Origin of the sequence: Chloroflexus sp. MS-G, assembly GCF_000735195.1 — a bacterium.
Classification (GTDB): Bacteria; Chloroflexota; Chloroflexia; order Chloroflexales; family Chloroflexaceae; genus Chloroflexus.
Genome location: NZ_JPIM01000037.1, coordinates 1 through 24,327, shown reverse-complemented (window position 1 = coordinate 24,327; position 24,327 = coordinate 1). Strand labels below are relative to the sequence as shown.

General features: G+C 54.6%; 21 protein-coding genes, 1 tRNA gene and 1 pseudogene. 7 read left to right on the top strand and 16 right to left on the bottom strand.

The genetic code is table 11. From position 1 onward, the window contains the following. Together JE47_RS0108740 and mnhG are read left to right on the top strand one after the other, a co-directional pair. Window positions 1-270 (top strand): monovalent cation/H+ antiporter complex subunit F, encoded by a 270-nt coding sequence (locus JE47_RS0108740; RefSeq protein WP_028457643.1) that lies wholly within the window; start codon window positions 1-3, stop codon window positions 268-270. Further along, complete coding sequence (gene mnhG / locus JE47_RS0108735; RefSeq protein WP_031459386.1) at window positions 270-623, top strand: monovalent cation/H(+) antiporter subunit G; 354 nt, start codon at window positions 270-272, stop codon at window positions 621-623. The genes JE47_RS0108740 and mnhG overlap by 1 nt, the downstream gene beginning before the upstream one ends. A 26-nt stretch (window positions 624-649) precedes the next feature. Here mnhG and JE47_RS0108730 read toward each other — a convergent pair whose 3' ends face one another. The 4 genes from JE47_RS0108730 to JE47_RS0108715 all read right to left on the bottom strand — a co-directional run bounded on the left by JE47_RS0108730 (window position 650) and on the right by JE47_RS0108715 (window position 4,009). Then, entirely contained in the window at window positions 650-970 is a 321-nt protein-coding gene (locus JE47_RS0108730) for a hypothetical protein (protein WP_051871110.1), read from the bottom strand. A 55-nt stretch (window positions 971-1,025) separates the two neighbouring features. Continuing rightward, a tRNA-Ser gene (locus JE47_RS0108725) sits at window positions 1,026-1,116 on the bottom strand. 207 nt (window positions 1,117-1,323) lie between these two features. Continuing rightward, complete coding sequence (locus tag JE47_RS0108720) at window positions 1,324-3,087, bottom strand: GAF domain-containing SpoIIE family protein phosphatase (RefSeq protein ID WP_031459384.1); 1,764 nt, start codon at window positions 3,085-3,087, stop codon at window positions 1,324-1,326. 268 nt (window positions 3,088-3,355) lie between these two features. Beyond that, on the bottom strand, window positions 3,356-4,009 hold the full coding sequence (locus JE47_RS0108715; protein ID WP_028457646.1) for an O-methyltransferase: 654 nt from the start codon (window positions 4,007-4,009) through the stop codon (window positions 3,356-3,358). Window positions 4,010-4,178: 169 nt separating this feature from the next. Between JE47_RS0108715 and JE47_RS0108710 the strand changes: the two genes are divergently transcribed. From JE47_RS0108710 to aroF, 3 genes are all read left to right on the top strand, one after another. Beyond that, window positions 4,179-4,763, top strand: a complete 585-nt coding sequence (locus JE47_RS0108710; RefSeq protein ID WP_031459383.1) for an ANTAR domain-containing response regulator — start codon at window positions 4,179-4,181, stop codon at window positions 4,761-4,763. A gap of 242 nt (window positions 4,764-5,005) precedes the next feature. Further along, a complete protein-coding gene (gene aroH / locus JE47_RS0108705; protein WP_031459382.1) occupies window positions 5,006-5,425 on the top strand; it encodes a chorismate mutase in 420 nt (139 codons plus the stop codon). 89 nt (window positions 5,426-5,514) lie between these two features. After that, window positions 5,515-6,528, top strand: coding sequence for a 3-deoxy-7-phosphoheptulonate synthase (aroF, locus tag JE47_RS0108700; protein ID WP_031459381.1), 1,014 nt, complete (start codon window positions 5,515-5,517; stop codon window positions 6,526-6,528). 483 nt (window positions 6,529-7,011) lie between these two features. Here the strand turns inward: aroF and JE47_RS0108695 are convergent, their stop codons facing one another. Together JE47_RS0108695 and JE47_RS22510 are read right to left on the bottom strand one after the other, a co-directional pair. Then, window positions 7,012-8,352 (bottom strand): RNA-guided endonuclease InsQ/TnpB family protein, encoded by a 1,341-nt coding sequence (locus tag JE47_RS0108695; RefSeq protein ID WP_031459380.1) that lies wholly within the window; start codon window positions 8,350-8,352, stop codon window positions 7,012-7,014. After that, window positions 8,346-8,987: pseudogene (locus JE47_RS22510) on the bottom strand (IS607 family transposase); the annotation flags it as partial. The gene JE47_RS0108695 and the pseudogene JE47_RS22510, both read right to left, overlap by 7 nt. 122 nt (window positions 8,988-9,109) lie before the next feature. Between JE47_RS22510 and JE47_RS0108685 the strand changes: the two are divergent. After that, window positions 9,110-9,457, top strand: a complete 348-nt coding sequence (locus JE47_RS0108685; RefSeq protein WP_236631178.1) for a hypothetical protein — start codon at window positions 9,110-9,112, stop codon at window positions 9,455-9,457. A 295-nt stretch (window positions 9,458-9,752) separates the two neighbouring features. Here JE47_RS0108685 and malZ read toward each other — a convergent pair whose 3' ends face one another. The 4 genes from malZ to JE47_RS0108665 form a co-directional block, all read right to left on the bottom strand. Beyond that, complete coding sequence (malZ, locus tag JE47_RS0108680) at window positions 9,753-11,615, bottom strand: maltodextrin glucosidase (protein ID WP_031459377.1); 1,863 nt, start codon at window positions 11,613-11,615, stop codon at window positions 9,753-9,755. Further along, window positions 11,612-13,123, bottom strand: a complete 1,512-nt coding sequence (gene gltX, locus JE47_RS0108675) for a glutamate--tRNA ligase (RefSeq protein WP_031459376.1) — start codon at window positions 13,121-13,123, stop codon at window positions 11,612-11,614. The genes malZ and gltX overlap by 4 nt, the downstream gene beginning before the upstream one ends. 96 nt (window positions 13,124-13,219) lie before the next feature. After that, complete coding sequence (proB, locus tag JE47_RS0108670; RefSeq protein ID WP_031459375.1) at window positions 13,220-14,326, bottom strand: glutamate 5-kinase; 1,107 nt, start codon at window positions 14,324-14,326, stop codon at window positions 13,220-13,222. 119 nt (window positions 14,327-14,445) lie between these two features. Further along, window positions 14,446-16,233, bottom strand: coding sequence for an aldehyde ferredoxin oxidoreductase family protein (locus JE47_RS0108665; RefSeq protein ID WP_031459374.1), 1,788 nt, complete (start codon window positions 16,231-16,233; stop codon window positions 14,446-14,448). A 115-nt stretch (window positions 16,234-16,348) separates the two neighbouring features. On the opposite strand from JE47_RS0108665, the gene JE47_RS0108660 reads away from it, so the two are divergent. Then, window positions 16,349-17,782, top strand: coding sequence for a cyclic nucleotide-binding domain-containing protein (locus JE47_RS0108660; RefSeq protein ID WP_031459373.1), 1,434 nt, complete (start codon window positions 16,349-16,351; stop codon window positions 17,780-17,782). Window positions 17,783-17,793: 11 nt separating this feature from the next. Here JE47_RS0108660 and JE47_RS0108655 read toward each other — a convergent pair whose 3' ends face one another. The 6 genes from JE47_RS0108655 to JE47_RS0108630 all read right to left on the bottom strand — a co-directional run. After that, window positions 17,794-18,909 (bottom strand): glycosyltransferase family 4 protein, encoded by a 1,116-nt coding sequence (locus tag JE47_RS0108655; RefSeq protein WP_031459372.1) that lies wholly within the window; start codon window positions 18,907-18,909, stop codon window positions 17,794-17,796. A gap of 426 nt (window positions 18,910-19,335) precedes the next feature. Continuing rightward, on the bottom strand, window positions 19,336-19,965 hold the full coding sequence (upp, locus tag JE47_RS0108650; protein WP_031459371.1) for a uracil phosphoribosyltransferase: 630 nt from the start codon (window positions 19,963-19,965) through the stop codon (window positions 19,336-19,338). Between the two features lie 303 nt (window positions 19,966-20,268). Beyond that, window positions 20,269-21,006 carry a response regulator transcription factor gene (locus JE47_RS0108645; protein WP_031459370.1) on the bottom strand — a complete coding sequence of 246 codons (738 nt, stop codon included), beginning with the start codon at window positions 21,004-21,006 and terminating at the stop codon, window positions 20,269-20,271. Between the two features lie 102 nt (window positions 21,007-21,108). Next, window positions 21,109-22,398 (bottom strand): ATP-dependent Clp protease ATP-binding subunit ClpX, encoded by a 1,290-nt coding sequence (gene clpX / locus JE47_RS0108640; protein WP_031459369.1) that lies wholly within the window; start codon window positions 22,396-22,398, stop codon window positions 21,109-21,111. Window positions 22,399-22,454: 56 nt separating this feature from the next. Further along, a complete protein-coding gene (locus JE47_RS0108635; RefSeq protein ID WP_031459368.1) occupies window positions 22,455-23,120 on the bottom strand; it encodes an ATP-dependent Clp protease proteolytic subunit in 666 nt (221 codons plus the stop codon). A gap of 10 nt (window positions 23,121-23,130) precedes the next feature. Beyond that, a partial coding sequence (locus JE47_RS0108630) for a trigger factor (RefSeq protein ID WP_051871109.1) occupies window positions 23,131-24,327 on the bottom strand: 1,197 nt, incomplete at its 5' end.

Sequence of the window (24,327 nt, the reverse complement as noted above, 5' to 3'; positions counted from 1 at the left end):
ATGACATTGTTTAGTATTCTGATCGCCACGTTGATGGGTGTGGTTGCCATTTCGATGACGCTCTGCACGGCTCGTTTGTTGATGGGGCCGAGTATTCCCGATCGGGCAATGGCGTTTGATACGTTGATGCTCCACGTTGTAGCATTGGTTGCCCTCTATGTGGTGATTACTGACCAACTGAGTTTGATCGATGCAATCCTGGTTGTAGCCGTCCTGGGCTTTTTGGGCACTGTCGCTATTTCGCGCTACATCGAGGAGGGTCGTCAATAATGAGTCTGAGCGAGATTATCACGCTGGTGCTAGCAACGATTGGGGTAGTATTCATGCTCCTAGCCGCAATCGGCATGCTCAAGTTGCCCGATCTCTACACACGGGTGCATGCCACAGGTAAAGCTGGCACACTGGGGATTACCGGGGTATTGCTGGCAGTGGCCGTTCATCATGGTGATTTAGTGGTGGCGGCAAAGATGATCGCCTTGATCGCTTTCTTCTTTCTGACCGCACCGATAGCCGCTCATATGCTTGATCGAGCAGCCTATTTAACCGGTGTTAAGCGTGCACCGCAAACCGTTCAAGATGATCTGGCCGGTAAGTATGACATGGAACAGGGTCGGCTACGGTAACACGATGCACCTAGACGCTTTATTCATTATGTGCGATCCATTGTTGCGTTTGTATCAGTACTAGTGGGTTGGTTCGCACGGCTTGCTGCGGCGACAATCTGTTGCAGGTAGTGTTGCCAGTGTTGCTGATTAGCGCGTGTTAAACGGCGCACTGTGTCAATATCACCCGCTTCTCCGGCTTCGACGGCTGCGGCCAGCGATTCCTGAAAGGCTCGGGCCAGATCGGCTACGGCACGGCGTAATTCGGCGTTTAGTGCTCGCTGACGTTCAAGCTGTTCGTACAACCACTCGTTCAGGCGTAATTGCTCTTCTAATTGCTCACGCAATCGCTGCTCAACTGCGGACATAGTCACCTCAAAAATCTCTGCGCCCAACCTAGTTATAGGTCGGGCGCTTTCGTGTTGGCGGGGAGAGTGAGATTCGAACTCACGAGGGCTTATTAGGCCCTACCCGTTTTCGAGACGGGCACGTTCAACCACTCCGTCATCTCCCCGTCTCGTACCAATGCTCATTATAACGAGGTAGTCGGTTCTGTGCAAGTGCCATAACGTTTTCAGTCGTGTGTGATCCGCTTATGGCTCACTGAGATGAAGAGGAGGGCGGCCACAGATTGAGAACCCGCCCCTGCCTCGTGACAAAGAACGTTGAACATCTTTACAGGGATGGAATTACGGCAATTCCGCGTGATGCGTTGCATTCGTTATGTGCGCTTAATCACCACAATTGTCATATCATCCGATTGGGCAGTGTCACCGACAAATTCACCGACCGCAGCGAGCACCGCGGTCACGATTTCATTTGGTGCACGGTGACTATTGGCTCGCAGCACTGTCGCCAATCGTTCATCGCCGAACAGCTCACGTTGTGCGTTCATCGCTTCGGTGATTCCGTCGGTGTAGAAGAGGAGAATGTCACCGGGGGCAAGAGTGATCTCACCCGGTACAAAGTGTGGATCAGGGATGATTCCCAACACGATCCCCTGCGCCACCAGGGGCGTCACTTCATCAGTAGCCCGCCGGTACAGGAGAGGGTAATTATGACCGCCGTTGGCGTACACAACAAGCCCACTCATCGGATCGATCAAAGCGTAAAAACAAGTCACGAAGAGACCGGCTCGTGAATCGGCGAGGATCAGATGATTGGCCCGTTCTAATACGGCAACCGGCGAACGCCCATCAATGGCACTGGCACGTAAGAGGGTGCGCGAGAGGGCCATGAACAGAGCTGCCGGAACACCCTTGTCGGTGACGTCGGCAATGATAACCCCAAGCCGTTTGGGGCCATTAGTTACAGTCGCCGGTACCTCAATAAAGTCGTAAAAATCGCCGCCTACTTGTCGTGCAGCGCGGTAAAAGGCGTGAATCTGTAAACCAGGAACGATTGGGCAGCAATCGGGCAAGAAACTGGCTTGAATCTCACTGGCCAAATCGAGTTCGCGTTCAAGGCGCTGACGGACAAGCGCCTCTTGATTCAGTCGTTCACGGTCGATCATCTGTGCTAACTGACTAGCGAGCAGCCCGAGCAATTCCGCTTCGTTGTCGAGGAAGTGACGTGGATGAATGGTATTGACCAGCAACAAGCCAATCTGTGCACCGCTGAGCATCACTGGCGTAGCGAGATGGCCTTGAAAGCTCTGCTGGCGGAGCAATGGTGGCAACGGGATCAGTGAATCGTCTGGTAATTTGATGCTTCGTTCTGGTAAATACCACAAATGTGGATGAACATCATCTGGCCATGCACTGGCGGCGGGCAGTGCCCAACCGTAACAGACCCGGAGCAACGCACGCCCACAGTCTTCATCAGCCTCAATAAAGGCACAAGCATCGGCTTCTAAGAGACGAGCACCGACACGAACTAACCGCTGCAATGTTGGTTCGAGATCGTCATTCACCAACAGTTCTTGTGAAAGCGACAAGAGCGCACGCCGTTCCTGGACACGCCGCACACTAAACTCTTCGTAGAGATATACTCGGGCAATCGCTGTTCCTAACAGATCAGCAATTGCGGCTATAAGATGCTGATCTGCCGCCGTCAATCGTGCCCAACGTGTCGTTGCCAGATTGAGGATGCCGATTGTGCGGTTTCCATCGCGTAGGGCCATCGAGACGTGGTGTGACAAACCGCGCTTATCGCCAGCGGCACCGTGCAGACGTGAACAAGGCATCAACGACGGTTCAAGGTTGATCTGACCGCTGCGACAGACTTCCTGGCAGGCGCATTCACCTTGCCAGACCGTGCCGGGGTAATTGAGTACCGGGGGCAAACGTTGGCGGGCAGCGAGAATGAATTGATCGTTCTCATTACGCAGATAAATCCAACCAGCCTCCTGACCGGTCAGTTCAAGAATATGACCAAGTGCCGTATCGAGGGCTACACGGAGATCAAACGACTGATTGAGCGTTTGGGCTAACGACCGAAGTGCAGACCATTCAGCAATTCGGTGTTGCCGTTCCGAAGACGGCATAATTATTCACTCCAGAAGTAGACATGATGGTGTCGCGCAAACGTCATCCTGTTTTGAACGTGCGTCGTGCGGTTAGGCCATTAAGACAAGGAACGTGCCGATCGCTGTTTCTGGATAGCGCGAAGGAACGGAAAAATCGCTGAGCGCTGATACAACGATCGGCATCGCCTTTGATGAGATAAGAGTTCTGTCTTAATCAGAACCGTTTATTCCCACATTCGACGTTTACACATTGTGGATTGTTTCCTGCATCTCCTGCACCTGAGCACTAACGTTTCTTGCGGCTGATTGATACACCATCACGCAGCGGAATAATAACCGACTCAAGTTGGGGATGGCTCATAATTGCCCGGTTAAAGCGTTGAATCCCCCGCACGAGTGGCGAAGCATCCTCTTCAAGAACCTGTGCGCTACAAAGCACATTATCTGCAATTAAGACACCACCGGGGCTAAGGAGCGACACACACAGCTCAAGCGCTTGCAGTGCCTGTTCATCGTTTGACGAACTACGTAGAACATCGAGAAAGATCAGATCGAATTCTTGCCTGAGAGATGGTAACAGCTCGCGCCATTCTCCCAGGTGGATAGTGATCAAATCACGCATGCCGGCCGCTTCGATCACTTCGCTGGCCAGCTTAACGCGCTCAGGATTACGTTCGATAGCCGTCATCCTACCGCCGGTCTGGCGAAGTGCTTTCATAATGTAAATAGCGGCATAGCCGGTCGTAATACCAACTTCCAGTGCATGACGAGCATTCATCATCAGCGCCTGTAAGTAGAGAAACTGCCCCTGCACCGGACCAACGAGCGACAACCCCTGCTGCCTGGCGCGTGCTTCAAGGTTCGCCAGTACTTCATCGCGTGGTGGCATGAGATCGTGCAGATAGTCTTCAATTGCAATATTCGTGATGTCGTAGCGCATCACGCCCTCCTCACTCCGCACGTAACGGCGGTGTGTATAGCTGGCGCACAAATGGCGTCAGTTGCATACGCAAATACTCGTTATTCATCTAAATTGTATCACACTATGGGGCATCTTGTGGTATGATCTTAAGCATCGCTTTACGAGTAGCATTCAGCGGGAGGCAGCCGTGGCCGCGATTCGTATCCTGATTGCCGAGGATAATGATCTGGTGTCGCTCACGTTAGAGGAGCAATTGAAGGGACTGGGTTACGAGGTGGTGGGTATTGCACGTACCGGTGCCGAGGCGGTAATGCTGGCCGCTCGTTTAAAGCCGGACCTGGTGATTATGGATATTCGGATGCCTGAGATGGATGGCACTGAGGCGACGGCGAAGATTCGCGATCAAACAGGGATTCCGGTTGTGATGCTGACCGCTTTCGCCGATAAAGAAACGATCCGCCGCGCTGAAACAGCGGGAGCATTAGCGTACCTGGTCAAGCCGGTGAATGAACAGGAATTACCGCCAGCAATTTCGATTGCCCTGGCTCGTCATCGCGAGATGCAGGCTTTGCGCAGTGAAAACCTCGAGTTGCAAGAGGCGCTCGAAGCCCGCAAACTGATCGAGCGAGCGAAGGGTATTTTAATGCAACGGCTTGGCCTGAGTGAACGTGACGCCTATGAACGGTTACGTCAACGTGCGCGTGATAAACGGACGAAGATGAAAGATATTGCGCAGGCCATCATTGAAGCAGAAGAGCTATTGGGTTCGTAAGTTACTTGACGGATCATAGCTGCTATGGTATAGTTGCGACGTCGAAGCGAGTAGTGCAGTCAGGTAAGCGATCATATGACCGGTTCGCGCTTTTACACCTACTTTTACTACTTTACCAGCCGAAAACCGGACTGGTCGCTTCGCATTTCCTGAACGAGACACGATAGGACAGAGCAATTACGTAAGGGGCGCGAGGCGAACAAACCTCGCGCCCCTTCTGTTGTTGCCGGGGAGGAGAGTCAATGGAAGTCCGGTGCCGTGGAGTACGAGGAGCGACAACCTGTGATGAAAACACGCGCGAAGCCATTCTGGCTGCCACCCACGAGTTACTTACGTTGTTGATCGAGGCTAATGGGATTCACCCGGAGGACATTGCCAGTGCTATTTTTACCACCACTCCCGATCTTAATGCCGAATTCCCCGCAGTGGCGGCACGGGCAATTGGCTGGATAGACACCGCCCTTCTCTGCGGTCATGAAATAGCCGTTCCCGGTAGTTTGCCACGTTGTATTCGCGTCTTGATCCACTGGAATACCACCAAGCGAGCCGATGAAATTGTGCATGTTTACATTCGAGGGGCGCGTGGCCTCCGACCGGAACGGGCTGCCTTGATGAATGCGTTCCGCGTAGCAACTCCACTGCCGCCCGAGGAGTTGCTATGAGCAGCCGTCACGCTACTGATCAGCACGGAGATTTGTACATCACTTCTGTTGTGTCTTTGGATATTTGTACTCCTGAGGAGGAGCGTTCTATGATTGTTGTGATGCAAACCGACTCGACCCCAAGCCAGATTGAAGCAGTTCTGAATCGCCTGCGTGAGCACAATCTGCGTGGTCATTTGACCGTTGGTGAAGAGCGCACGGTCATTGCAGTGGTCGGTGCAGCGATTCCACCGACCTTACGAGAAGAATTAGAGCATTTTGCCGGAGTGAAAGAGACGTTACGGATCACCCAACCGTACAAATTGGTGTCGCGCGAGGTAAAGCCGACTGATACCGTAGTAACGGTTGGTGACGTGAAGGTGGGAGGTGGTGATCTGGCGATTATTGCTGGCCCCTGTTCGGTGGAAAGCGAAGAGCAGATTATGGCAACAGCACGGGCAGTGCGCGAAGCTGGAGCGAATATGTTGCGTGGTGGGGCCTTCAAGCCGCGTACATCGCCGTACAGTTTTCGCGGCTTAGGTGAAGTTGGTTTGCAGTTGCTGGCGCAGGCCCGGGCTGAGACCGGTTTGCCGATTGTGACCGAGGTTATGACACCGGCTGATGTGGAGCTGGTTTCCCGTTATGCCGATGTCTTGCAGATCGGTGCGCGGAACATGCAAAATTATCAATTGCTGGAAGAGGCGGGGCGCAGTGGTATGCCGGTGTTGCTGAAACGTGGCTTATCAGCCACGATTGAAGAGTGGTTGCTATCGGCTGAATACATCATTGCCCAAGGCAATCCAAATGTTATTCTGTGTGAGCGGGGTATTCGCACCTTTGAGACGGCAACGCGCAATACGCTTGACCTCAATGCAGTAGCGGTTGCCAAGAAACGTTCGCATCTGCCGGTCATTGTTGATCCCAGCCACGGTACAGGTAAGTGGTATCTGGTGCCGCCACTGACACTGGCATCCATCGCCGCCGGTGCCGATGGGGTCATTATTGAAGTGCATCCTGATCCCGATCGGGCGAAATCGGACGGTGGACAATCACTTAATCCCGAGAATTTTATGGCGCTGATGCCAAAATTACGTGCGGTTGCCAGGGCAGTGGGGCGGTGTTAGACGGACCCGTATCTAGGGCAGTTTGAGAGTCTATCCCTGTCTCTCACTCTTCACGTCTTCTGTAAGGAGAGGAAACAGGAAGGGATCAGGTGAAGGCACCTACCGCACAGTAAGCCGACCGCACTGTCAGTACAGTCGGACAACCGCTTGAACAGATCACAACGTAGTTAGCCGATCATACATCTAGGCTGTTAAATTATGGGGGGCACGGCAGCGTCGTGCCCCTCCTTCGCTTCGCGGGTTGTGATGATCGTCAGTGGTAATCCATTGTTGAACCGTTTAGTTATCGAATAGAACCCAAAGTTGAGAACACTGAAAACCTCTAAACTTGTTGACAACGGTATTGCACGACACATTGCGATTTGCTATCATCATGAGCATATACCGGTGTTCGCTATTTGACAGAAAGGGACTCTATGAGTGATCCTCGCCGCCCGGAAGAGTATGGTGGTTATCAGCCCGATCAGCAATCGTACCCTGCTATCAAGAAAGTGCGCAAAGGTGCGCACGGTTCTCTTCCTGCCCCGACGTGTCTTGATGACCACCGTCGTCTCTGACAAGCGTGACTTTCCCGGCTGCGGCGGGGACGGTCCCCGCCGCAGCGCCGCCATTACTGGTCGGACTCGCCACGGGTAGGGCAGTTACGGTTGCCAGCCGTTTCAGGTTCCGCGCCGCATTGAGGTCACGGTCATGGTGCGCGCCACATTGCGCACACACCCATTCTCGATCGCGCAACGTCAGCGCCTCGTTCTTCCAGCCACAGATGGAGCACAGTCGGCTCCTTGGATACCAGCGATCAGCAATAACCAACCGCGTTCCGTAGCGTTTCGCCTTGTATTCCAGCTGCGAGCGCAACATCCCAAAACCCACGTCAGCGATGGCGCGAGCGAGCTTCTCGTTCGCGAGCATCCCCTTGACGTTTCCATCCTCGATCACGAACGCTTGGTTTTCGCGGCAGAGTCGAGTCGTGAGCTTGTGGGTGAAATCCGCTCGGAGATTGGCAAGGCGGGCATGCAGCCTTGCCAATGTCGCAGCGGACGTTCGCCGGTTGTTCGATACCGGCAGGCGCGTTCCTTTGGGCAGGCGGGCACGGCGTTCACATCCTGCTGCCTTCTTGGCGGCTTGCAGCTTGCGGCTGAGACGTCGGCTACGGATGTTTAGACGACGCAGCGCTGCTTTGAGCGGCTTGGGCGCCTCAACGACTTCACCGCTGGAGATCGTTGCGGCAGCCTTGATGCCCAGGTCGACGCCGTTGACCTCGTGCGACGTGCGACGCCGATAGCATTGCGCATCAGGCACCTCGACCTGTATTGCCACAAACCAACGATCTGCGGTGCGCGAGACCGTCGCGCCCAACATCGTGCCCGCGAAGCGCAGTTCCTCGGTCATGGCGACGTCGCCGATCCTGGGCAGACGGATCGTCTTGCCCATCAGAGTGAACGTGTCGTTGGCCACATACAAGCTGTCGCGGCAACGGCCCTTTTTCTTGAGCCGTGGTTCGTGCGCTTCTTTGCCCTCCCTGAGGTCGGCGAAGAACCGTTCCCATGCGTTGGCAAGATTCCTGAACGGCTGGGCGTGGGCATCCCGGTGCATGTCTTGCACCCAAGGCCGGCCGCTCTCATCGAGCCACTGCGGGTCGGTGTACGTGATGGCGTTGAACTGTTTTTTGAGCGCCATGGCGTTTGGCCTGCCGCCTGCTGCGTATTGCCTGTTCCACTCATTGAGCGCCCAGTTCCAGACACGCCGCGCCGTGCCGCAGGCGCGCTTGAAGGAGTCCACCTGCTCAGGAGTCGGGCAACGAGCGATCGTGTGGGTTCGTTGCATTGTTGGGCCTGTTTGACGCCATGGGCATCCTGTTTCAGCGCTTCATCCAACTTCTTTCGATAGTTCCTCAAACCGTATCGCCGAGACGAACAACCGTGCACGATGGTCATCACGTCGTGCACCATTTCCTGGTCGGGAGACAGCCGTTCCTGGGTGAGCACCAGCACTGCGCAGCCATGGGTTTTGGCGTCATGTTCGCACCACGCAACGCCGAAACGGGTGAGGCGGTCCCGGTGCGCGAGGATCAGCATCGTGACGTCCCGTCGCCCGATCGCGTCCATAAGGGCCAGAAACCGCTTGCGCGTGACGTTCAGCCCGCCGCCCACTTCCTCGATACCCTCGACCCCCGCCAATCCCTTCGCCACCACGACCTCTTCCAGCACCTTGCGCTGATTCGCCAGGTCCGGCTGCTGTGCCGCACGCGATACCCGACAGGAGGCGACCAGCGTGGTTGGCGCATGGTTTGCCTGCCGCAAACCGATGACCTCACGGATCTGCGTCTCAGGGGAGAGACGGCGGTTGCTGTCCGTTCGGGCCACCGGAATCAGCCTTCCTTCGCGTTCCCAACGCTGCAACGTCTTGACCGAGACACCAAGGAGTGTTGCGGCTTTCCCTGTGCGCATGGTGTTTTCCATGAGCACCGTTATACACTATCGCGTACTAGAAGTCAAGCTAGAGTCCGGCTCCCCTGAATCAGCCCTATCAGATTCAGTATCAGCAAGGGTATCAGACCGCTGACACTAAACCAGGCGAGATCTTGGCTATTGGCATTATGGCAATCGTTGATGCAGGTATCAGTGGATTGAGCGGTTTGGTATGGTTGCTAACAATATGCGGTATTCCACTTGCGATCTATTCGATCATCGTGGCAGTTATGGCGGGCATGTACGCTTATAAGCTGCTGAGCAGCCCACCTCAACCGCTACAACCAAACAAGACGCTGGCGATTATGCAAATTGTCAACATTATTACTGGCAATATCTTTTCGTTGGCGTTTGGGATTGTCAGTCTGGTGCTGTATAACCAACCAAAGGTTCAAGCTTATTTCGCCTATCGAAACAGTCAATCTCTGCCACCGCATCAGTATCAGCCACCGCCGTTTTAGGGAAGGGGTAGTATTCATTCAATATCTTACCCGCAGTAGATGAGGCTTCCCCTACCTCTTTGTTGATAATCGAGGTTTTCAGCTCTCTCTACGAAGAGCGGGTTTCCAATCCGCCTCAGTATCCCCTTCCTCTCTTGCATCGGGAGAAGAAGGGGATGAGGAAAGAGGAGGGAACGTGGTGGGCGATGTTTCTATCTTTTAGGATGCGGGCCAGAGGCCCGCGTTCCCAGGCAACAGGCATCCGAAGACGTTGAAAGGCCTCCTAGGCTGACAACATGGTGATTGTCAGTTTCGCTTAACGTGCAATATCACGATGTACTTCCTGCCACACCTGCGCACCGGTTGCCGGGAGACTGCTGATGTCTAATCTCCCATCATAAACCACTGTTTCGACGCCGGTTAGTATTTCTCTCATCCGTGTACCGTCGGCCAGACCAGCGTGTCTGATTGGCAATGTCCGTTGTCCATCATCGCTGCGGCGTGCCACAATGATTAAACGCTGCTCAGGCGCTTCGCGTTGAAACGCAATGGTCTCGCCATAGGCGTAGAGTTGCTGAAACCCACCCCAGCGTAATGCCGGCGCGCTGCGTCGCAACCGTACCAGTTGTTGCACAAAGGTGCGCAAGTCGTGATCCCATGCCGATTCGTCCCACGGCATAGGGCGCCGACAATCGGGATCGCCACTACCGGTCAGACCGATCTCATCACCGTAGTAGATGCACGGCACCCCCGGATAGCAGAACAGGAGGGTCATTGCAACTCGTACTCGCGCCAGATCATTCCCAACGATAGTACGTATGCGTGGTGTATCGTGACTGCCGAGCAGGTTGAATTGCTGGCTGGCTATTTGCCAGGGAATTGCTGCCCGAAATGCAGTCCACTGGTCGGCGACTGTTTCGGTAGCTATCGGGCGTGGATCGGCTTCGGGCCGCTGGGGGTTGAATTCAAATCCGCCCAGCCAACGCCAGATGGGAAAGGTGAAACCCTGGTAGTTCATCGTCGCATCAAGCTCTTCACCTTGCAGATGCGGCGTACCATCGAAGAAGTGCTCTCCGAGAAGGTAAGCGTCAGGTTGTTCAGCTTTTACGGCACGGCGAATACCTCGTCCGATTTTATGCCCCAGGTTATCTGGTCCCAGACGTCCCAGCATATTGGCGACATCAATCCGCCATCCATCAATCCGGTAGGGTGGACGTAGCCAGTGCCTCATAATAGCATCGTGACCGGCGTACATTATTTCGCGGAGTCGCACACTGCGATAATTGAGCTTGGGCAAGGTTTTTACTCCTAGCCAACTCTCGTATTCGTGCGGATGTCGGCGGAAGATGAAGAACTCCGATGTCGGTGCGTGCGGATCGCGTTGGGCAGCTACGAACCAGGGATGTGTCACCCCGCAATGGTTCGGTACAATATCGAGCACGAGCCGCATCTGGTGATCGTCAAGAGCCTGCCGGAGCATCAGCAGACCAGTTTCGCCACCCAGGTGTGGATCGATGCTGGTATAGTCTTCCACATCGTATTTGTGGTTCGACGGTGCCCGAAAAATGGGGTTGAGATAGAGCGCCGAAATACCCAAATCGGTCAGATAGTCGAGTCGTTGGGCGATACCCTGCAAATCACCGCCATAAAACTCAAACGGGCCGGTTGCACGGTTGGGGTGTTCGTCCCAACGTCGGGCAATTACCGGGTGTCCATGGTACAGATAGGCGCCACTCTGCACGTTGTTGGTCGGATCCCCATCGGCAAAGCGATCGGGAAAGATCTGGTAGAAGACCGTATCACGCACCCATGCTGGTGCATGGTAGTTGGCCAGTACTACAAAATCATTGGCGTCGGTTGGGTAGTAGCGAGTCATGCCACCTGCACTGTACCAACGTGTTCCGTCATCAGCCCGGATCAGAAAGCGATAGTTGGTACGCAACATCCGAATGGGAAGTGTACCTTCCCACCACCGAGATACTCCCCGTATCCCTTTATCCTGGAGTGGCGTGATCTGTTGTTCACCATCTGGACAGGTGCGGAGAAAGACACCATGCACCGGCGCATCGGCAGCCATACGCAGCCGAAAGACTGCCGTATCACCCAGACGTCCACTGAAGCGTAGATAGAGTGGCGAGCCGTCGTGATGCACACTGACTTCCCAGGGTAGCAACTTCATAGCATTTGCTCCAATGCAGCAATGGCAGCGTTCAACCGCGACAGGCTGCGTTCACGTCCGATGCCGGCCAGGGTGTCGAACAACGGCGGTGCAACGCTCCGTCCCGTTACTGCAACCCGGATTGCACCGAACAGTGGGCCAGGTTTGACCTGAAGTTGCTCGCAAAGGGCACGCAAGGTTGTCTCAAGGGCAGGCGGCGTCCAATCTGTGATCTGACTCAATGCCTCGTGGGCTGCCCGCAATAAGGTGATAGTCTGCCCGGCATCGTGTTTTTTCGGAATCAGATCGGCAGGATTGTATGTCTCGCCGGGTATCACATCTCGATAGAAGAACATCAGCAATTCAGGTGCTTCTTGCAGTTCTTCCAACCGTTCGTGAATCAGCGGAATTAACGAGATCAGATATGACCACTCTTCTTCACTTGCTAGCTCACCAATAAGACCGGCCCGTTGCATAAACGGTAACACGCGCTCGGCCAACTGCTCAGTAGTAAGTTTACGGATGTAGATCCCGTTCATATCCCGCAACTTCTCAGGATTCCAGCGGGCAGGTGACGGCTGAATCCGTTCGAGGGTAAAACGCGCAATCAGTTCATCACGAGTCATGATTTCGGTAACGCCATCGTAGCTCCAGCCCTGTAAAGCGAGATAGTTGAAGATGGTTTCCGGCAGGTAGCCACGTTCACGGAAGCGGTAGGTCGCAACATCATCCTTCCGTTTCGACAACTTGCCACGGCCATCTTGACGTAAAATCGCCGGTAGATGAGCAAACACTGGTCGCGGCCAACCGAAGAAGTCATACAGTAAGACATGGTATGGCGTGCTCGGTACCCACTCCTCGCCCCGCATGACATGCGTGATCTTCATCAGATGATCGTCGACGAGATGGGCAAAGTGATATACTGGCATCCCGGTTGATTTAATCAAAACAATATCTTGAAGTTGATCGTTGTGCACGACAATCTCATCACCACCACGAATCAGATCGCGAAAGCGGGTTTCGCCCTCTAGTGGTGTCTTGAGGCGAATGGTGTATGGTTTACCGGTTGCAGCTACTTCACGCTGTTTCGCCAGGGGCCAATCACGTTCGGGGCCACGGAAACGAAACGCTTTGATCCCAGCAGCTTCGGCGGCTGCGCGCATCTGAGCCAGCTCCTCTTCAGTAGTAAATGACATGTACGCCAGGCCAGCCTCGAGTAATTGCTCGATGAACGGTTGGTAGATACCCTGCTCAAATCGTTGTGATTGGACGTAAGGACCGTATGGTCCACCAATATCGGGGCCTTCATCCCAATCGATCCCGACCCAGCGCAGTGATGCACTGATGTCATCGGCTGCACCCGGCACAAAACGCTTCTCATCGGTGTCCTCAATGCGCAAAATAAACTGACCACCGTAGTGGCGGGCGCAGAGCCAGTTGAAGAGGGCGGTACGTACACCGCCAATGTGGAGACTACCCGTGGGGCTGGGGGCGAACCGTACCCGCACCGGCCCTTCGATTGCACTCATAAAACGCTCCTTAAGCTGTTTGTCCGTTGTATTGCATTGTCGCGCTTGCAGACATCACGCCAATAACCGCTTCTCATTGATGGGGCGACCCGGTTGTTATCCGGTCAATACAACCATGTCGTCGCGATGAACAACCTCTGGACCGTAATCGTACCCCAAAACGCCAACGATTTGTGATGAGCGAAGACCGGCAATCAAGTGAAGATCGCTTGATCGATATTGAGTAAGACCACGTGCGATCTCGCGGCCATCCTGGGTAAAGATGCGTACCGTCTGACCGCGTTCAAATTCGCCGCCAATATCACGAATACCGGCGGCAAGCAGGCTTTTCCCATGGTGAACGAGAGCTGTTGCTGCTCCCTCATCAACGACAATCCGTGAATGGCGAACGGTTTCGGCTAAAATCCAGCGCTGTCGAGCATCGGGATGGCTAGTTGTAGCCGGGAAGAAGGTGCCAATTCGTTCACCACTGGCGACGCGCACGATAACATCAGGTTCATGCCCGGCTGCAATGACCACAGCTACGCCAGATCGCGTTGCCAGCTCGGCGGCCTGAATCTTGGTCTGCATTCCTCCCGTCCCGCGGTGCGTGCCACTCCCGCCTGCCATCGCCCAGACTCGTTCGTCGATCACCGGTACTTCACGTAACAATTCGGCATGCGGATCGCTGCGTGGATCGGCACTGTATAAGCCGGCAATATCGGTCAGAATCAAGAGCAGGTCGGCATCTATTAAACCGGCGACAAGCGCCGAGAGATTATCATTGTCGCCAACTCGAATTTCAGCCGTCGCCACCGCATCATTTTCATTGATAATCGGTACGATACCCTGCGCGAGACAGAGGGTAAGCGTATTACGAGCATTAAGGTAACGGCGTCGGTCGCGGAGATCATCACGGGTGAGTAATGCCTGTGCTACTTGCAACCCGTACAATTCAAAAATCTGTTCGTAAAGATGCATCAAACGGCTCTGACCAACCGCAGCAAAAACCTGCTTCATCGGAATAGTGCTGCGCTGCTGCGGGCTGACACCGAGCCGCTCCTTGCCGGCAGCAACTGCCCCTGATGAGACGAGTACTACCTCGTGACCGCTCTCCTTCAGGCGTGCAATTTGTCTGGCTAATTCGACAAAATATGGTCGATGAAGTCGGTCAGTCCCGGCTGTCAAGACACTGGTTCCTAGTTTGACCACGAATCTGCTCATATCACACCAGGTTGTATATCACCCTTTGGCTAACCCTGCTTGCAGAAGGGTTCGTGTGGTATTCTCTCCCTAGCGGCTGGCCCGATCTCTCTGGCAGGGAGAGCCAGGAGAGGGTATAACTATATCCCCAACTCGGCCAGCCGTGCCGACGTGGGATCACCTGCCGAATCCCAGCCGTGGCGTGCATAATACTCGGCCAGGAGCGAGTCTAATGGCGGGGTATGACCGGCAGTTGGGCCACTGCTCAGTGGTTCACGCAGGTAGCGCTCGGGCAGTGTATCCTGACTGTTACTAGCATAACGACGAGTAAACAGACGGTCAAGCGTGACAATTCGCTCGCCAATACGAACCAGATCGGCCCCCGAAACGGTACGCCCGCTGACTGCACCGAGTAAGGCAATAAGTTCGCCTGGCGTGATCTGATAGGCCATCAGGCCCATCCGCCGACAGAAACCACTGGCATCAAGTGCGGCGGCAAACCGTTCGTGCCAGATTAAACGTAACGCTTTTCCTTCACTCTCTCGTGGCCCACTGGCCGGTGGCGGCAGCCAGGCTGGAGGTTCTGCGACCAGCTCTTCAAACGTCATCGCGTAGCGATAGTCACCTCCTATCGGACTGGTCGCCATTGCCAGCCCGATTTCAGTTAATGCCCGCGGATCGAGCGCTGGCATTGCCAGTCCCTTCACCTGCGGCGCAAACGCTGATGAACCCCACACGGCCTCTTGCATCTCGCCTACGCCAAGTGAGAGAATATCACGCTTCTCTTGCCGCTGACTCATTCGGTCGAGAGCGGCAATCACCGCTGCACTGTCTCCCCAGTTCAGCGTGCGTTGACGCACGAGACCTTCGTCTTGAGCCTCGGTCATAAAGGTTATTGCCGCTGCTGCAGACGCCGGGTCAATACCTAGTCGGAGACAACGATCAGCAATAGCTAGCATTGCATCAGCATCGGTAATACCGACACGGGCAGCAAAGCCGGCAATCAGTTCAAGACTTGGGAGTGGATGGGTTTCTCCACTTCTGGTCCGTAGATCGATATAGCAGGGCAGCGGACAATGCGCACAACCCCGTTCGAGTCTACCACCACGGCGAGCGATCTCGCTAAACATACGGGCGATCGCGACCCCATCAGCCGGTGTGCGTGCATCGCGACTGGTAAGTGCCCCTAATTTGATAGCAGCCGGCAGCAGACCGGCGCTGCCGATTGCCCGAATAGCATTTGCGGTCGGATGTTGTTCACCGCGCTGCTGGATCGATTGAAGGACACTTTGCATACGCGCAGGATCAACGGCTGGCAGAGGTGATCGATCCCGCACGACAATGGCCTTGAGCTTTTTATCGGCCATCACGGCACCGGTTCCGGCAGGTTCAACCAGATACTGCCCCTCGGCAACGATACTAGCATACGCCACTCCAGCCTCACCGGCAGGGCCAAGCGCCAATACCCGTATATCGCTACCTAGTTCGTTACTGAGCGTGGCCGTCGTCACAACGGTGTCGCGCCCAATCAGATGGCGGGCCGAACGCAGGCGCACGGTATCGCCATCGATGAACAGGTAACACCAATCAGGCGCTTCGCCGCGAATAATCAAAACATCAATTCCATTCCGGCGCAGCGCTGCTCCCCAATGCCCCGGCGCCCAACCGTAACTAATTCCGCCGGTTAACGGCGAACGTGTACCAACCGTAAAGCCGCCGGTCGCAAAGGCACTGCTACCGGCCAGAGGACCGGCAGCAAAGATGAGCAGATTATCTGCCGAAAGTGGCGGTGTGTCCGGTTCAAGCTGATACCAGAGTAACCACGCAATAACCCCTCGCCCACCTAGATAGTCGCGTTCGACTTCGTTGGGTAAGGTCTGGCGCGCATGGCCACGAGCAAGATCAATAGTAAGACTACGCAACGGCATGCGATTATCCTGTATGGGTGCGATTTTTGCCGTTCTATTATACTGCTCTTAGGCGATCTGTATGGTACAATAGAAGCACTTTACCCTCACTCTGTATTGTACCGCAGAGCTGCCTATGTCGTCGTTGAAACGCCCCAGGCGAAATCATCTGGATCAGGCACGTACTGCACATCTCCAAGAACGTCGGCAGGCGGCCATCTCTGCACTGGCCGCACTCGACTGTCTGCGCGGCGTTTCACCCACCGAGCTGGCTGTTTTGTACGAACGAGGTGTCTTTCGCGCTTTTCCCGCTGGAGCGACAGTAATCGGTCAGCGACGTGGCTTTCGCTACCTCTTTTTTTTGTTGCGTGGCTCATTGCAGTTGCGATTGCGTGACAAAGATGGGCACGAAGTGTTAATGGGAGTATTAGGACAGGGTGATTGCTTTGGCGAGGGGCCACTCTTCGGGAAGTTCTTTCGCCATATGAGTGCCCTGACCCAGTCGGTCTGCTATCTCTTACAAATCGAGATTGCCGCTCTGCGTGACGAGCTGGCAACATTACCCCTACTCACCACGGCTCTCCGCCAGGTGTATCGGCGCCGCATGATCGATGCAACGCTGGCCCGTATTCCTGTTCTAAGTCAGTTGCTCCCGCTCGAACGCATAGAAATCGCATCCCGGTTGCAGCCACGCCATGTACCGCGTGGGACGCTGGTGGTCAAGCAGGGTGAACCTGCCGACTCACTCTACCTGATCGAGAGCGGTCAGGTGATTATCGAACAGAGTGGGCAAACGATTGCCAGCCTGAGTGAAGGCGATCTTTTTGGTGAGATTTCATTACTGACCGGCGGTACCCATCGAGCTAATGCCCGTACCCTGACCACGACCGATCTGTTGGTCTTACCGGGCACGGATTTTTATCGTCTGATTCGGCAGTATCCAACCCTTGAAGCTGAGTTACGGACAATTGCCGATCGCCGTTTGAAGCATTTAGCTGCGGTACGAAGCGATGCGGCGCGTGTTCGTGACATCGAACTGGCAGTGAATCGTGGGGTGCTGCGCGCAACTCACGTGCTGGTTCGTGATCCGGCCCGCTGTCCACCCGGTTGCCGCTTGTGTGAAACCGGCTGTGCTGCCCGCCATGGTCATACCCGACTTCATCTGAATGGCACACCCATTGATCGCTTTGATGTTCTCGATCACTGTCGGCAGTGTAGCGTTGGCGCCGAGTGCGTTGAAGCCTGCCCGGAAGACGCCATCGAACGGGTGGATACCGGCGTGTTGCGTATTACTGCGCGTTGTACCGGCTGCGGTGAATGCGTAAGCGCTTGTCCATACGATGCTGTGCAGTCAGTGCCCCTTCGTCCTCATGCCAGCGGCCCGTTATGGCAACTCTTCCGCCGCTTGCAGCAGCGGCTACGTCCGTCTATTCCGCTGACGCCTATCGGTGTGACGCACCGTGCCGATAAGTGCGATCTGTGCTTTGGCCATTCTGATCTAGCTTGTGTGCAGGCCTGTCCTATCGGAAACCTGCGTCTAATGCCAGTTGAAGATGTCGTGCCCTTGTGAAGAAGACCGATTTACCGGCGTCTACGGTCAGGTTGTAAGAGCAAGAGAACAGTGAAGATCGATCCGGCCAGGACGAGCAAGGCGATCAACTTGAACAAGGGCGTAAAGAAATCGAAGATACCAATTGCCCCAAATGTGATGCTTAGCCCGTAGTAACAGCCGACCACTTGACGTTGACTCAATCCCAGATCGAGCAAACGGTGGTGCAAATGGTCGCGTCCGGCTTGGGCAGCCGACCGACCGTGCAACGTGCGTGAGAGGATCAACCACGCCATATCAACCAGCGGTACCCCCATCACCAAGAGTGCGGTCGCAAGTTTGGCACCCCCAATAATCGCGCAGATACCCAGTGTATAGCCAATTGTCATCGCGCCAACATCACCCATAAAGATGCGGGCCGGATGCGTATTGTATAGCAGAAATGCTGCGCAAACACCGCTCAGCGCCAGCGGCAAGAGGGCAACCGTCAATTGTGGTGGATCGAGCGTTAAGGTGTGAATGGCAAGCACTATTCCCGCAATGCAGGTTACCCCGGCGGCCAGTCCATCAAGACCATCGATCCAGTTCACCATATTTTGGATGCCAACGATCCAGAACACCGTGGCGGCAATCGCCAGCCACGGACTGAGGTTGTGCAGGTGAATCTGGTTGACGAAAGGAAAATTAAATGCGGTCAGAATAATCCCCCGCGCTTCAGTAGGGTGCCCTAACGCATCGGGGTAGAGTGTTTGATCCCAGGCATACGGGCCGACGGCGATCAGAGCAGCCACAATGTGCACCCCCAGGCGGGGTAGAGCGGGCAGATCGTAGAGATCGTCAAGAAAACTGATCAGTGCAATCGGCGCAATGCCCAAGAGGAGCAAGCCGATCCGCAGATGTTCAAACGGCGAACGGCGCAGCACAGGATCGATAGCTTCAACGCCAAGACTCACCACAAGAGCGCCTACCAGACCAGCGATCATAGCCAGCCCACCAACGACCGGTGTTGGTTCACGATGGACATGGCGTGGGCCAGGATGCGCTACCCATCCCTCCTGGCGCGCTAAACGAATCAGCGGCGGAACGAGGATGGCGGTAATCGTAAAGGCGATCAGTGGAATACTGGCAATGGCGAAGATTGTGACCATGATAGTCCTGCGCTGCTCGAAAGCCTTGCTCGAAAAAAAGACTATTCGTATCCGCCATACGGCTTGGTTCGCAACCCGTGTGGCAATGTGCAGGCAATCATATCAGATTTTGGTGAAAAGTCGGATACTAATGCACCTACCCCGCCACTCGGCGCAGCGACCGTGCCCATGCTGCCCATCCCGCAACGCCACCATGACACGCATCCCGTGACCATCGTCTCGGCGGATAGCGGTGCACCGGATGCCGCTCCGGTGTACGGGCGCAGCAGTGCTATACCCTGACCGATCTGCTGCTGCGATAGGATAGGTCGGAGAGGCGCTCTATGAATATCGTCGTGGATACCAGCAGGGGCAAGACATCGCCTCGCCCCTGCTGACCAGGTTCATTCGATATAGACGTGACGATACGATTATTCGGAAAGGCTCTTAGCCGGTTCCAAACTGGCGATCACCGGCATCGCCTAAACCGGGCACAATGTACCCTCGCTCGTTGAGATGGCTGTCGATGGCTGCCAGGTGAATGGCCACATCGGGGTGTGCGCCGGTAAGCGCCCGTACTCCTTCTGGGGCTGCGATCAATCCCAGAAACTTGATCCGTTGTGCCCCCCACCGTTTCAGAATATCTACTGCCGCCACTGCTGAACCACCGGTTGCCAGCATCGGATCAACAATAATTGTTAGATCGATGTCTGGCTTGCTCGGCAACTTGTTGTAATACGTGACCGGCTGCAATGTCTCGTGGTCGCGATAAAGACCAAGGTGCCAGACATGAACCGTCGGTAAGATGTCTACAATCGCTTCTGCCATTCCCAAACCGGCGCGGAGAATGGGAATGATGCCGATTCGCTCGGCAACTTCGTAGCCAGCACAGGTTGCCAGCGGGGTTTCAACCGTCAATGGGGCCAGCGCCAAATCCTGAGTAGCTTCGTAGAACAGCAGTTGCGCAATTTCGCGCACCAATTCGCGAAACTTCTTCGGTTCAGTCCATTTGCTTCGCAAAAGCGCCAGCTTGTGCTGGATGAGTGGATGGCGTGAGACAAAGACTTGTGATGACATATTTTGTTTTCCTGCCTGGGTGTGTGAGCCAATCGCTTATACCATCGGGCGTTGGACGAGAACGCTTGAATCTGCATCATAGCAGATTTGCTCTAACCCAGATCAGTGATAACAACGCCTGACCGAACGTATCATTGCCAACGGCGTTGAGGCCCGTGCATGCGTTGCAAGATGAGCTGGCACAAACCATCACCAGCCGTATCTGCATATTCTGGAGCACGTTTGATACTCGCTCCGGTCGATTGCGCCGTAGGCCCCAACCCTCTCCGCGATCCGTTTATCGTTCTATCCGGCGACGCGGTGTTACACTTGTTCGAGCTTATACCCTACACCACGGACAGTAATAATAATTTTTGGTTTCGACGGCTCAATTTCCACTTTTTCGCGCAGACGACGGACACAGACATCGACCAGATTCGTTTCACCAACGTACTCGTAGCCCCAGACTTCACGGAAGAGCACTTCGCGGGTAAACACCTGACCGGCATTAGCAGCCAGAAAATACAGAAGTTCAAACTCCATCGGTGTCAACTTAACATCCTTCCCGCGAATCGTAACCTTATGAGCGACAGCGTCAATGGTCAACTCGCCTACCTGCACAAACGTAGGCGCCGTTCGCGCTTTTTGCATATCGACGCGGCGCAAGATAGCTTCAACGCGAGCCACGAATTCGGCTACTTTGAACGGTTTGGTAATATACTCATCGGCCCCACGGCGAAAACCATGCACAATATCGTCAGTACCATCGCGTGCGGTGATAATCACGATTGGCACATCACTTTTAGCTCGAATCCGTTCACAGGCTTCAAAACCATCGACGAATGGCATCATCACATCGAGGAAGATCAGGTCGAAGGATTCGCGTTCAAAGGCTTCAAGCGCTGCCAAACCATTCGCCACCACCTTTGTCTCATACTGTTGGGTCGGAAGTGCAGTCTGGATCAGGCGCCCGATAGCAGGATCGTCATCGGCAACCAGTATCCGACGCTTCGGCGGTGGTTGATCGGCGGCACGTTGAGATGTGCGATGAAAAAGTGGCATAGGCTTTCAATACCGCATGTAAAACCGATGTTCCGGTCACTTGCACATCAGAAACTGAAGCGGCAATCGAGCATAACTGCTATTGCCGCACCGCACAGCACTTCATACTGCTTCATCGAGTCGACGACGATATTCGGCTCGCGGCACCAGAATGGGTCGTCCGCGTCCCTGTACAACTTCAGCATTAATGATACAGCGCCCAATGTGTTCTTGCGATGGCAACTCGTACATCACTTCCAGCAGTATTTCTTCCACAATGCTACGGAGGGCACGTGCACCGGTACGGGCTGACATCGCCCGATCTACAATTGCTTCCAGACTATCGGGAGTAAACTCCAACTCGCAGTGATCGAGGGCAAACAACTTCTGATACTGCTTGATGATAGCATTTCGTGGTTCGGTCAGAATACGCAGCATCGCTTCGCGGTTTAGCGGATCAAGCGCCACGATCACCGGCAAGCGCCCAACGAACTCTGGGATAAACCCAAAGCGCATCAGATCATCTGGTATGATCTGCGCCAGCAGCGCACCCTCGTCTTCAACCGGATTGATCGGATTACTCCCAAAGCCGATCAACTGCTTGCCACGTAGCCGTTTGGCGATAATATTGGTAATACCCTCAAAGGCGCCACCGCAGATGAAGAGCACATTCGTCGTATCAAACGGAATGTACTCCTGTTGAGGGTGCTTACGACCGGGCAAGGGGGGCACATGGGCAACCCCACCCTCGAGGATTTTCAGCAGAGCCTGCTGTACACCTTCACCAGAGACATCGCGGGTAATCGAAGGATTATCAGACTTGCGGGCAATCTTATCAATCTCATCGATATAGATAATCCCTGTCTGCGCCCGTTCAACATCACCGTCGGCGGCCTGGATCAGGCGTAACAAAATATTTTCTACATCTTCACCCACATACCCGGCTTCGGTGAGGGCGGTAGCATCGGCAATGGCAAATGGGACATCGAGGATGCGCGCCATCGTTTGCGCCAGCAGCGTTTTCCCACTACCGGTTGGCCCGATCAACAGGATGTTACTTTTGCTAATCTCAACATCGTCGATTCGGGCGCCAGACCGCACACGTTTGTAATGATTATAGACGGCAACGGATAGCGCTATCTTAGCCCGATCCTGCCCGATCACATATTGATCAAGCTTTTCACGCAATTTTCGCGGCGTTGGCAGACGAGACGGGCCAGGGGGTGGGGTGCGTCGGGCGCTTGATGTCTTCTGATCGCTCTCTTCGGCAATGATAGCGCTGCACAGGGCAACGCATTCATCACAAATGAATACATTGCCGGGACCAGCGATCAGCCGTTGCACTTCATCCTGTCCGCGCCCACAGAACGAGCAGGCATACGGATCACGACCAGGATTGCGGGTTCGGCTCATGGGAAATTCTCCAGACGGGCGGGTGAGAGCAGAAACCGCTCTCACCCGATACGTCATTACTTCTTTCCATCCTCGCGGATGAGGATTTCGTCAATAATACCGTACTCTTTCGCCTGTTCAGGCGTCATAAACAGATCGCGGTCGAAGTCCTTTGCGATCCGTTCGATAGGCTGGCCGGTGTCTTTGGCAAGCAGCTCACGCACCAGTTGTTGGAGGCGGAGCAGCTCACGAGCCATGATTTCCACATCGGGTGCGTAGCCACGTGCGCCACCGCCTGCCGGGTGCATGTGGATCGTTGAGTGGGGAAGGCTGTATCGTTTCCCCTTCGCGCCACCGGCCAAGATCGGTGTTGCCATACTACCGGCCATCCCGACACAAACTGTTGCAACGTCAGGTCGAATATGGTGCATGGTATCGTAGATACCGAGACCGGCCGTTACCGATCCACCAGGGCTGTTGATGTAGAGCCAGATGTCACGATCTGGGTCTTCACTCTCAAGGAAGAGCAGTTGGGCGACAATCAAATTAGCAATCTGATCGTCAATGGGTGTTCCCAGAATGACAATCCGCTCTTTCAACAGGCGTGAATAGATATCGAAAGCCCGTTCACCTCGGCTGGTACTCTCGACGACCATAGGAATCAACAGTTCTGGTCGTTGTGAGAGCCATTCCGGACTCGGCATACTACGCCATTCGTGGGTGTAGCGTGTTGACCAATTCATAACAAACTCCTCATTCAGTAGTTGAACGACTAACCGGTTCGCCAGGAGCGGTCGCTTCCACTGCTGAGCCGCTATCGGCACCAGCAGATGCATCGGCGCCTGCCGCCGATTCGTCGTGAGTTGTGCTGGTTGTATGTGTTTCTGGCGCATCGTCGGCAACAACCGGTGAAGCAGCCTCTTCATCGAGCTCACCGCTTGCAATGGCCTTTATACGTGCGCGCAGCTTCTTATCAATCACCATACTCGCGACTGACGAGAGTAACTGACCACGCAGCGACTTCTCAAGTTGTGGTCGTTGTTGCTCGTCGTAGCGTTCCAGCAGCTCCTTAATCTCGGCTTCAATTTCTTCGGGGCTGACCGTGATCTTTTCTTGCTTAATCACTTCAGCCAGAGCAAGATTCACCTTTACCTGCTTCTCTGCTTCCGGTAGCAGTTCTTCAATTGCCTGATCACGGGTCATACCCCGATATTGCAGGACATTATCGATTGTAATACCGAAGCGCGCAAACTGTTGGCCTTGCTCCTCGAGCATCGACTCGGCCACATCCCGGACGATCACATCTGGGATGTCGAACGTCGATTGCTCGACCAATTGTTCGATAAAAGCGTTAAGCTGTTCTTGCTCAGCACGGCGTAGCTGGTGTTCCTCAAGCTCTGATCTAACGAACTGCTGAAACTCGTCGAACGTACCATTAAAATTCTCAAGCGCGAGTAATTCTTCCTGCGATGGTACAATCCGATGCTTAATACCGATTAACTCAACGTCGTAGATGATCTTTTTCCCGCGCGACGACTCGTTGGGATGATCGTCAGGAACTACCGCGACGATGGTCTTCTTTTCGCCAATGTTCATCCCCACCAGGCCATTGTAAAGCTCGTTGGAGAGACGATGGGGTTCGAGAACCACAATCTCTTCACGCCACTGCGATTGATTATCGTCAGCGTTGTTGTTCTGATCGGCTTCGCTCGTCGCTTCCGCCGCTTCTGCCAACGTTTCGGTAGCGGCAGTGGAAGATTCCTCGGTTTCCGCTGATGTTTCGGTATCGGTGCCCGCTACTCTCATGCGTAACCGTAATTCTACCTGGTCGCCACGCTGTGCCGGTCGTGGTTCATCGAGTTCCTGGAGCGTCGTATGCTCATCGAATGTATCTTCCAGGGCATTCTTGAGCATCTGCTCAGTCACCGGTTCTACTACGAGCGGTATGCG

Bases quoted from the DNA above. Each gene is read 5' to 3' on its own strand.
- JE47_RS0108740 (WP_028457643.1), top strand. From the start codon at position 1: ATGACATTGTTTAGTATTCTGATCGCCACGTTGATGGGTGTGGTTGCC.
- mnhG (WP_031459386.1), top strand. From the start codon at position 270: ATGAGTCTGAGCGAGATTATCACGCTGGTGCTAGCAACGATTGGGGTA.
- JE47_RS0108730 (WP_051871110.1), bottom strand. From the start codon at position 970: ATGTCCGCAGTTGAGCAGCGATTGCGTGAGCAATTAGAAGAGCAATTA.
- JE47_RS0108720 (WP_031459384.1), bottom strand. From the start codon at position 3,087: ATGCCGTCTTCGGAACGGCAACACCGAATTGCTGAATGGTCTGCACTT.
- JE47_RS0108715 (WP_028457646.1), bottom strand. From the start codon at position 4,009: ATGCGCTACGACATCACGAATATTGCAATTGAAGACTATCTGCACGAT.
- aroH (WP_031459382.1), top strand. From the start codon at position 5,006: ATGGAAGTCCGGTGCCGTGGAGTACGAGGAGCGACAACCTGTGATGAA.
- aroF (WP_031459381.1), top strand. From the start codon at position 5,515: ATGATTGTTGTGATGCAAACCGACTCGACCCCAAGCCAGATTGAAGCA.
- JE47_RS0108695 (WP_031459380.1), bottom strand. From the start codon at position 8,352: ATGCAACGAACCCACACGATCGCTCGTTGCCCGACTCCTGAGCAGGTG.
- malZ (WP_031459377.1), bottom strand. From the start codon at position 11,615: ATGAAGTTGCTACCCTGGGAAGTCAGTGTGCATCACGACGGCTCGCCA.
- gltX (WP_031459376.1), bottom strand. From the start codon at position 13,123: ATGAGTGCAATCGAAGGGCCGGTGCGGGTACGGTTCGCCCCCAGCCCC.
- proB (WP_031459375.1), bottom strand. From the start codon at position 14,326: ATGAGCAGATTCGTGGTCAAACTAGGAACCAGTGTCTTGACAGCCGGG.
- JE47_RS0108665 (WP_031459374.1), bottom strand. From the start codon at position 16,233: ATGCCGTTGCGTAGTCTTACTATTGATCTTGCTCGTGGCCATGCGCGC.
- JE47_RS0108660 (WP_031459373.1), top strand. From the start codon at position 16,349: ATGTCGTCGTTGAAACGCCCCAGGCGAAATCATCTGGATCAGGCACGT.
- JE47_RS0108655 (WP_031459372.1), bottom strand. From the start codon at position 18,909: ATGGTCACAATCTTCGCCATTGCCAGTATTCCACTGATCGCCTTTACG.
- upp (WP_031459371.1), bottom strand. From the start codon at position 19,965: ATGTCATCACAAGTCTTTGTCTCACGCCATCCACTCATCCAGCACAAG.
- JE47_RS0108645 (WP_031459370.1), bottom strand. From the start codon at position 21,006: ATGCCACTTTTTCATCGCACATCTCAACGTGCCGCCGATCAACCACCG.
- clpX (WP_031459369.1), bottom strand. From the start codon at position 22,398: ATGAGCCGAACCCGCAATCCTGGTCGTGATCCGTATGCCTGCTCGTTC.
- JE47_RS0108635 (WP_031459368.1), bottom strand. From the start codon at position 23,120: ATGAATTGGTCAACACGCTACACCCACGAATGGCGTAGTATGCCGAGT.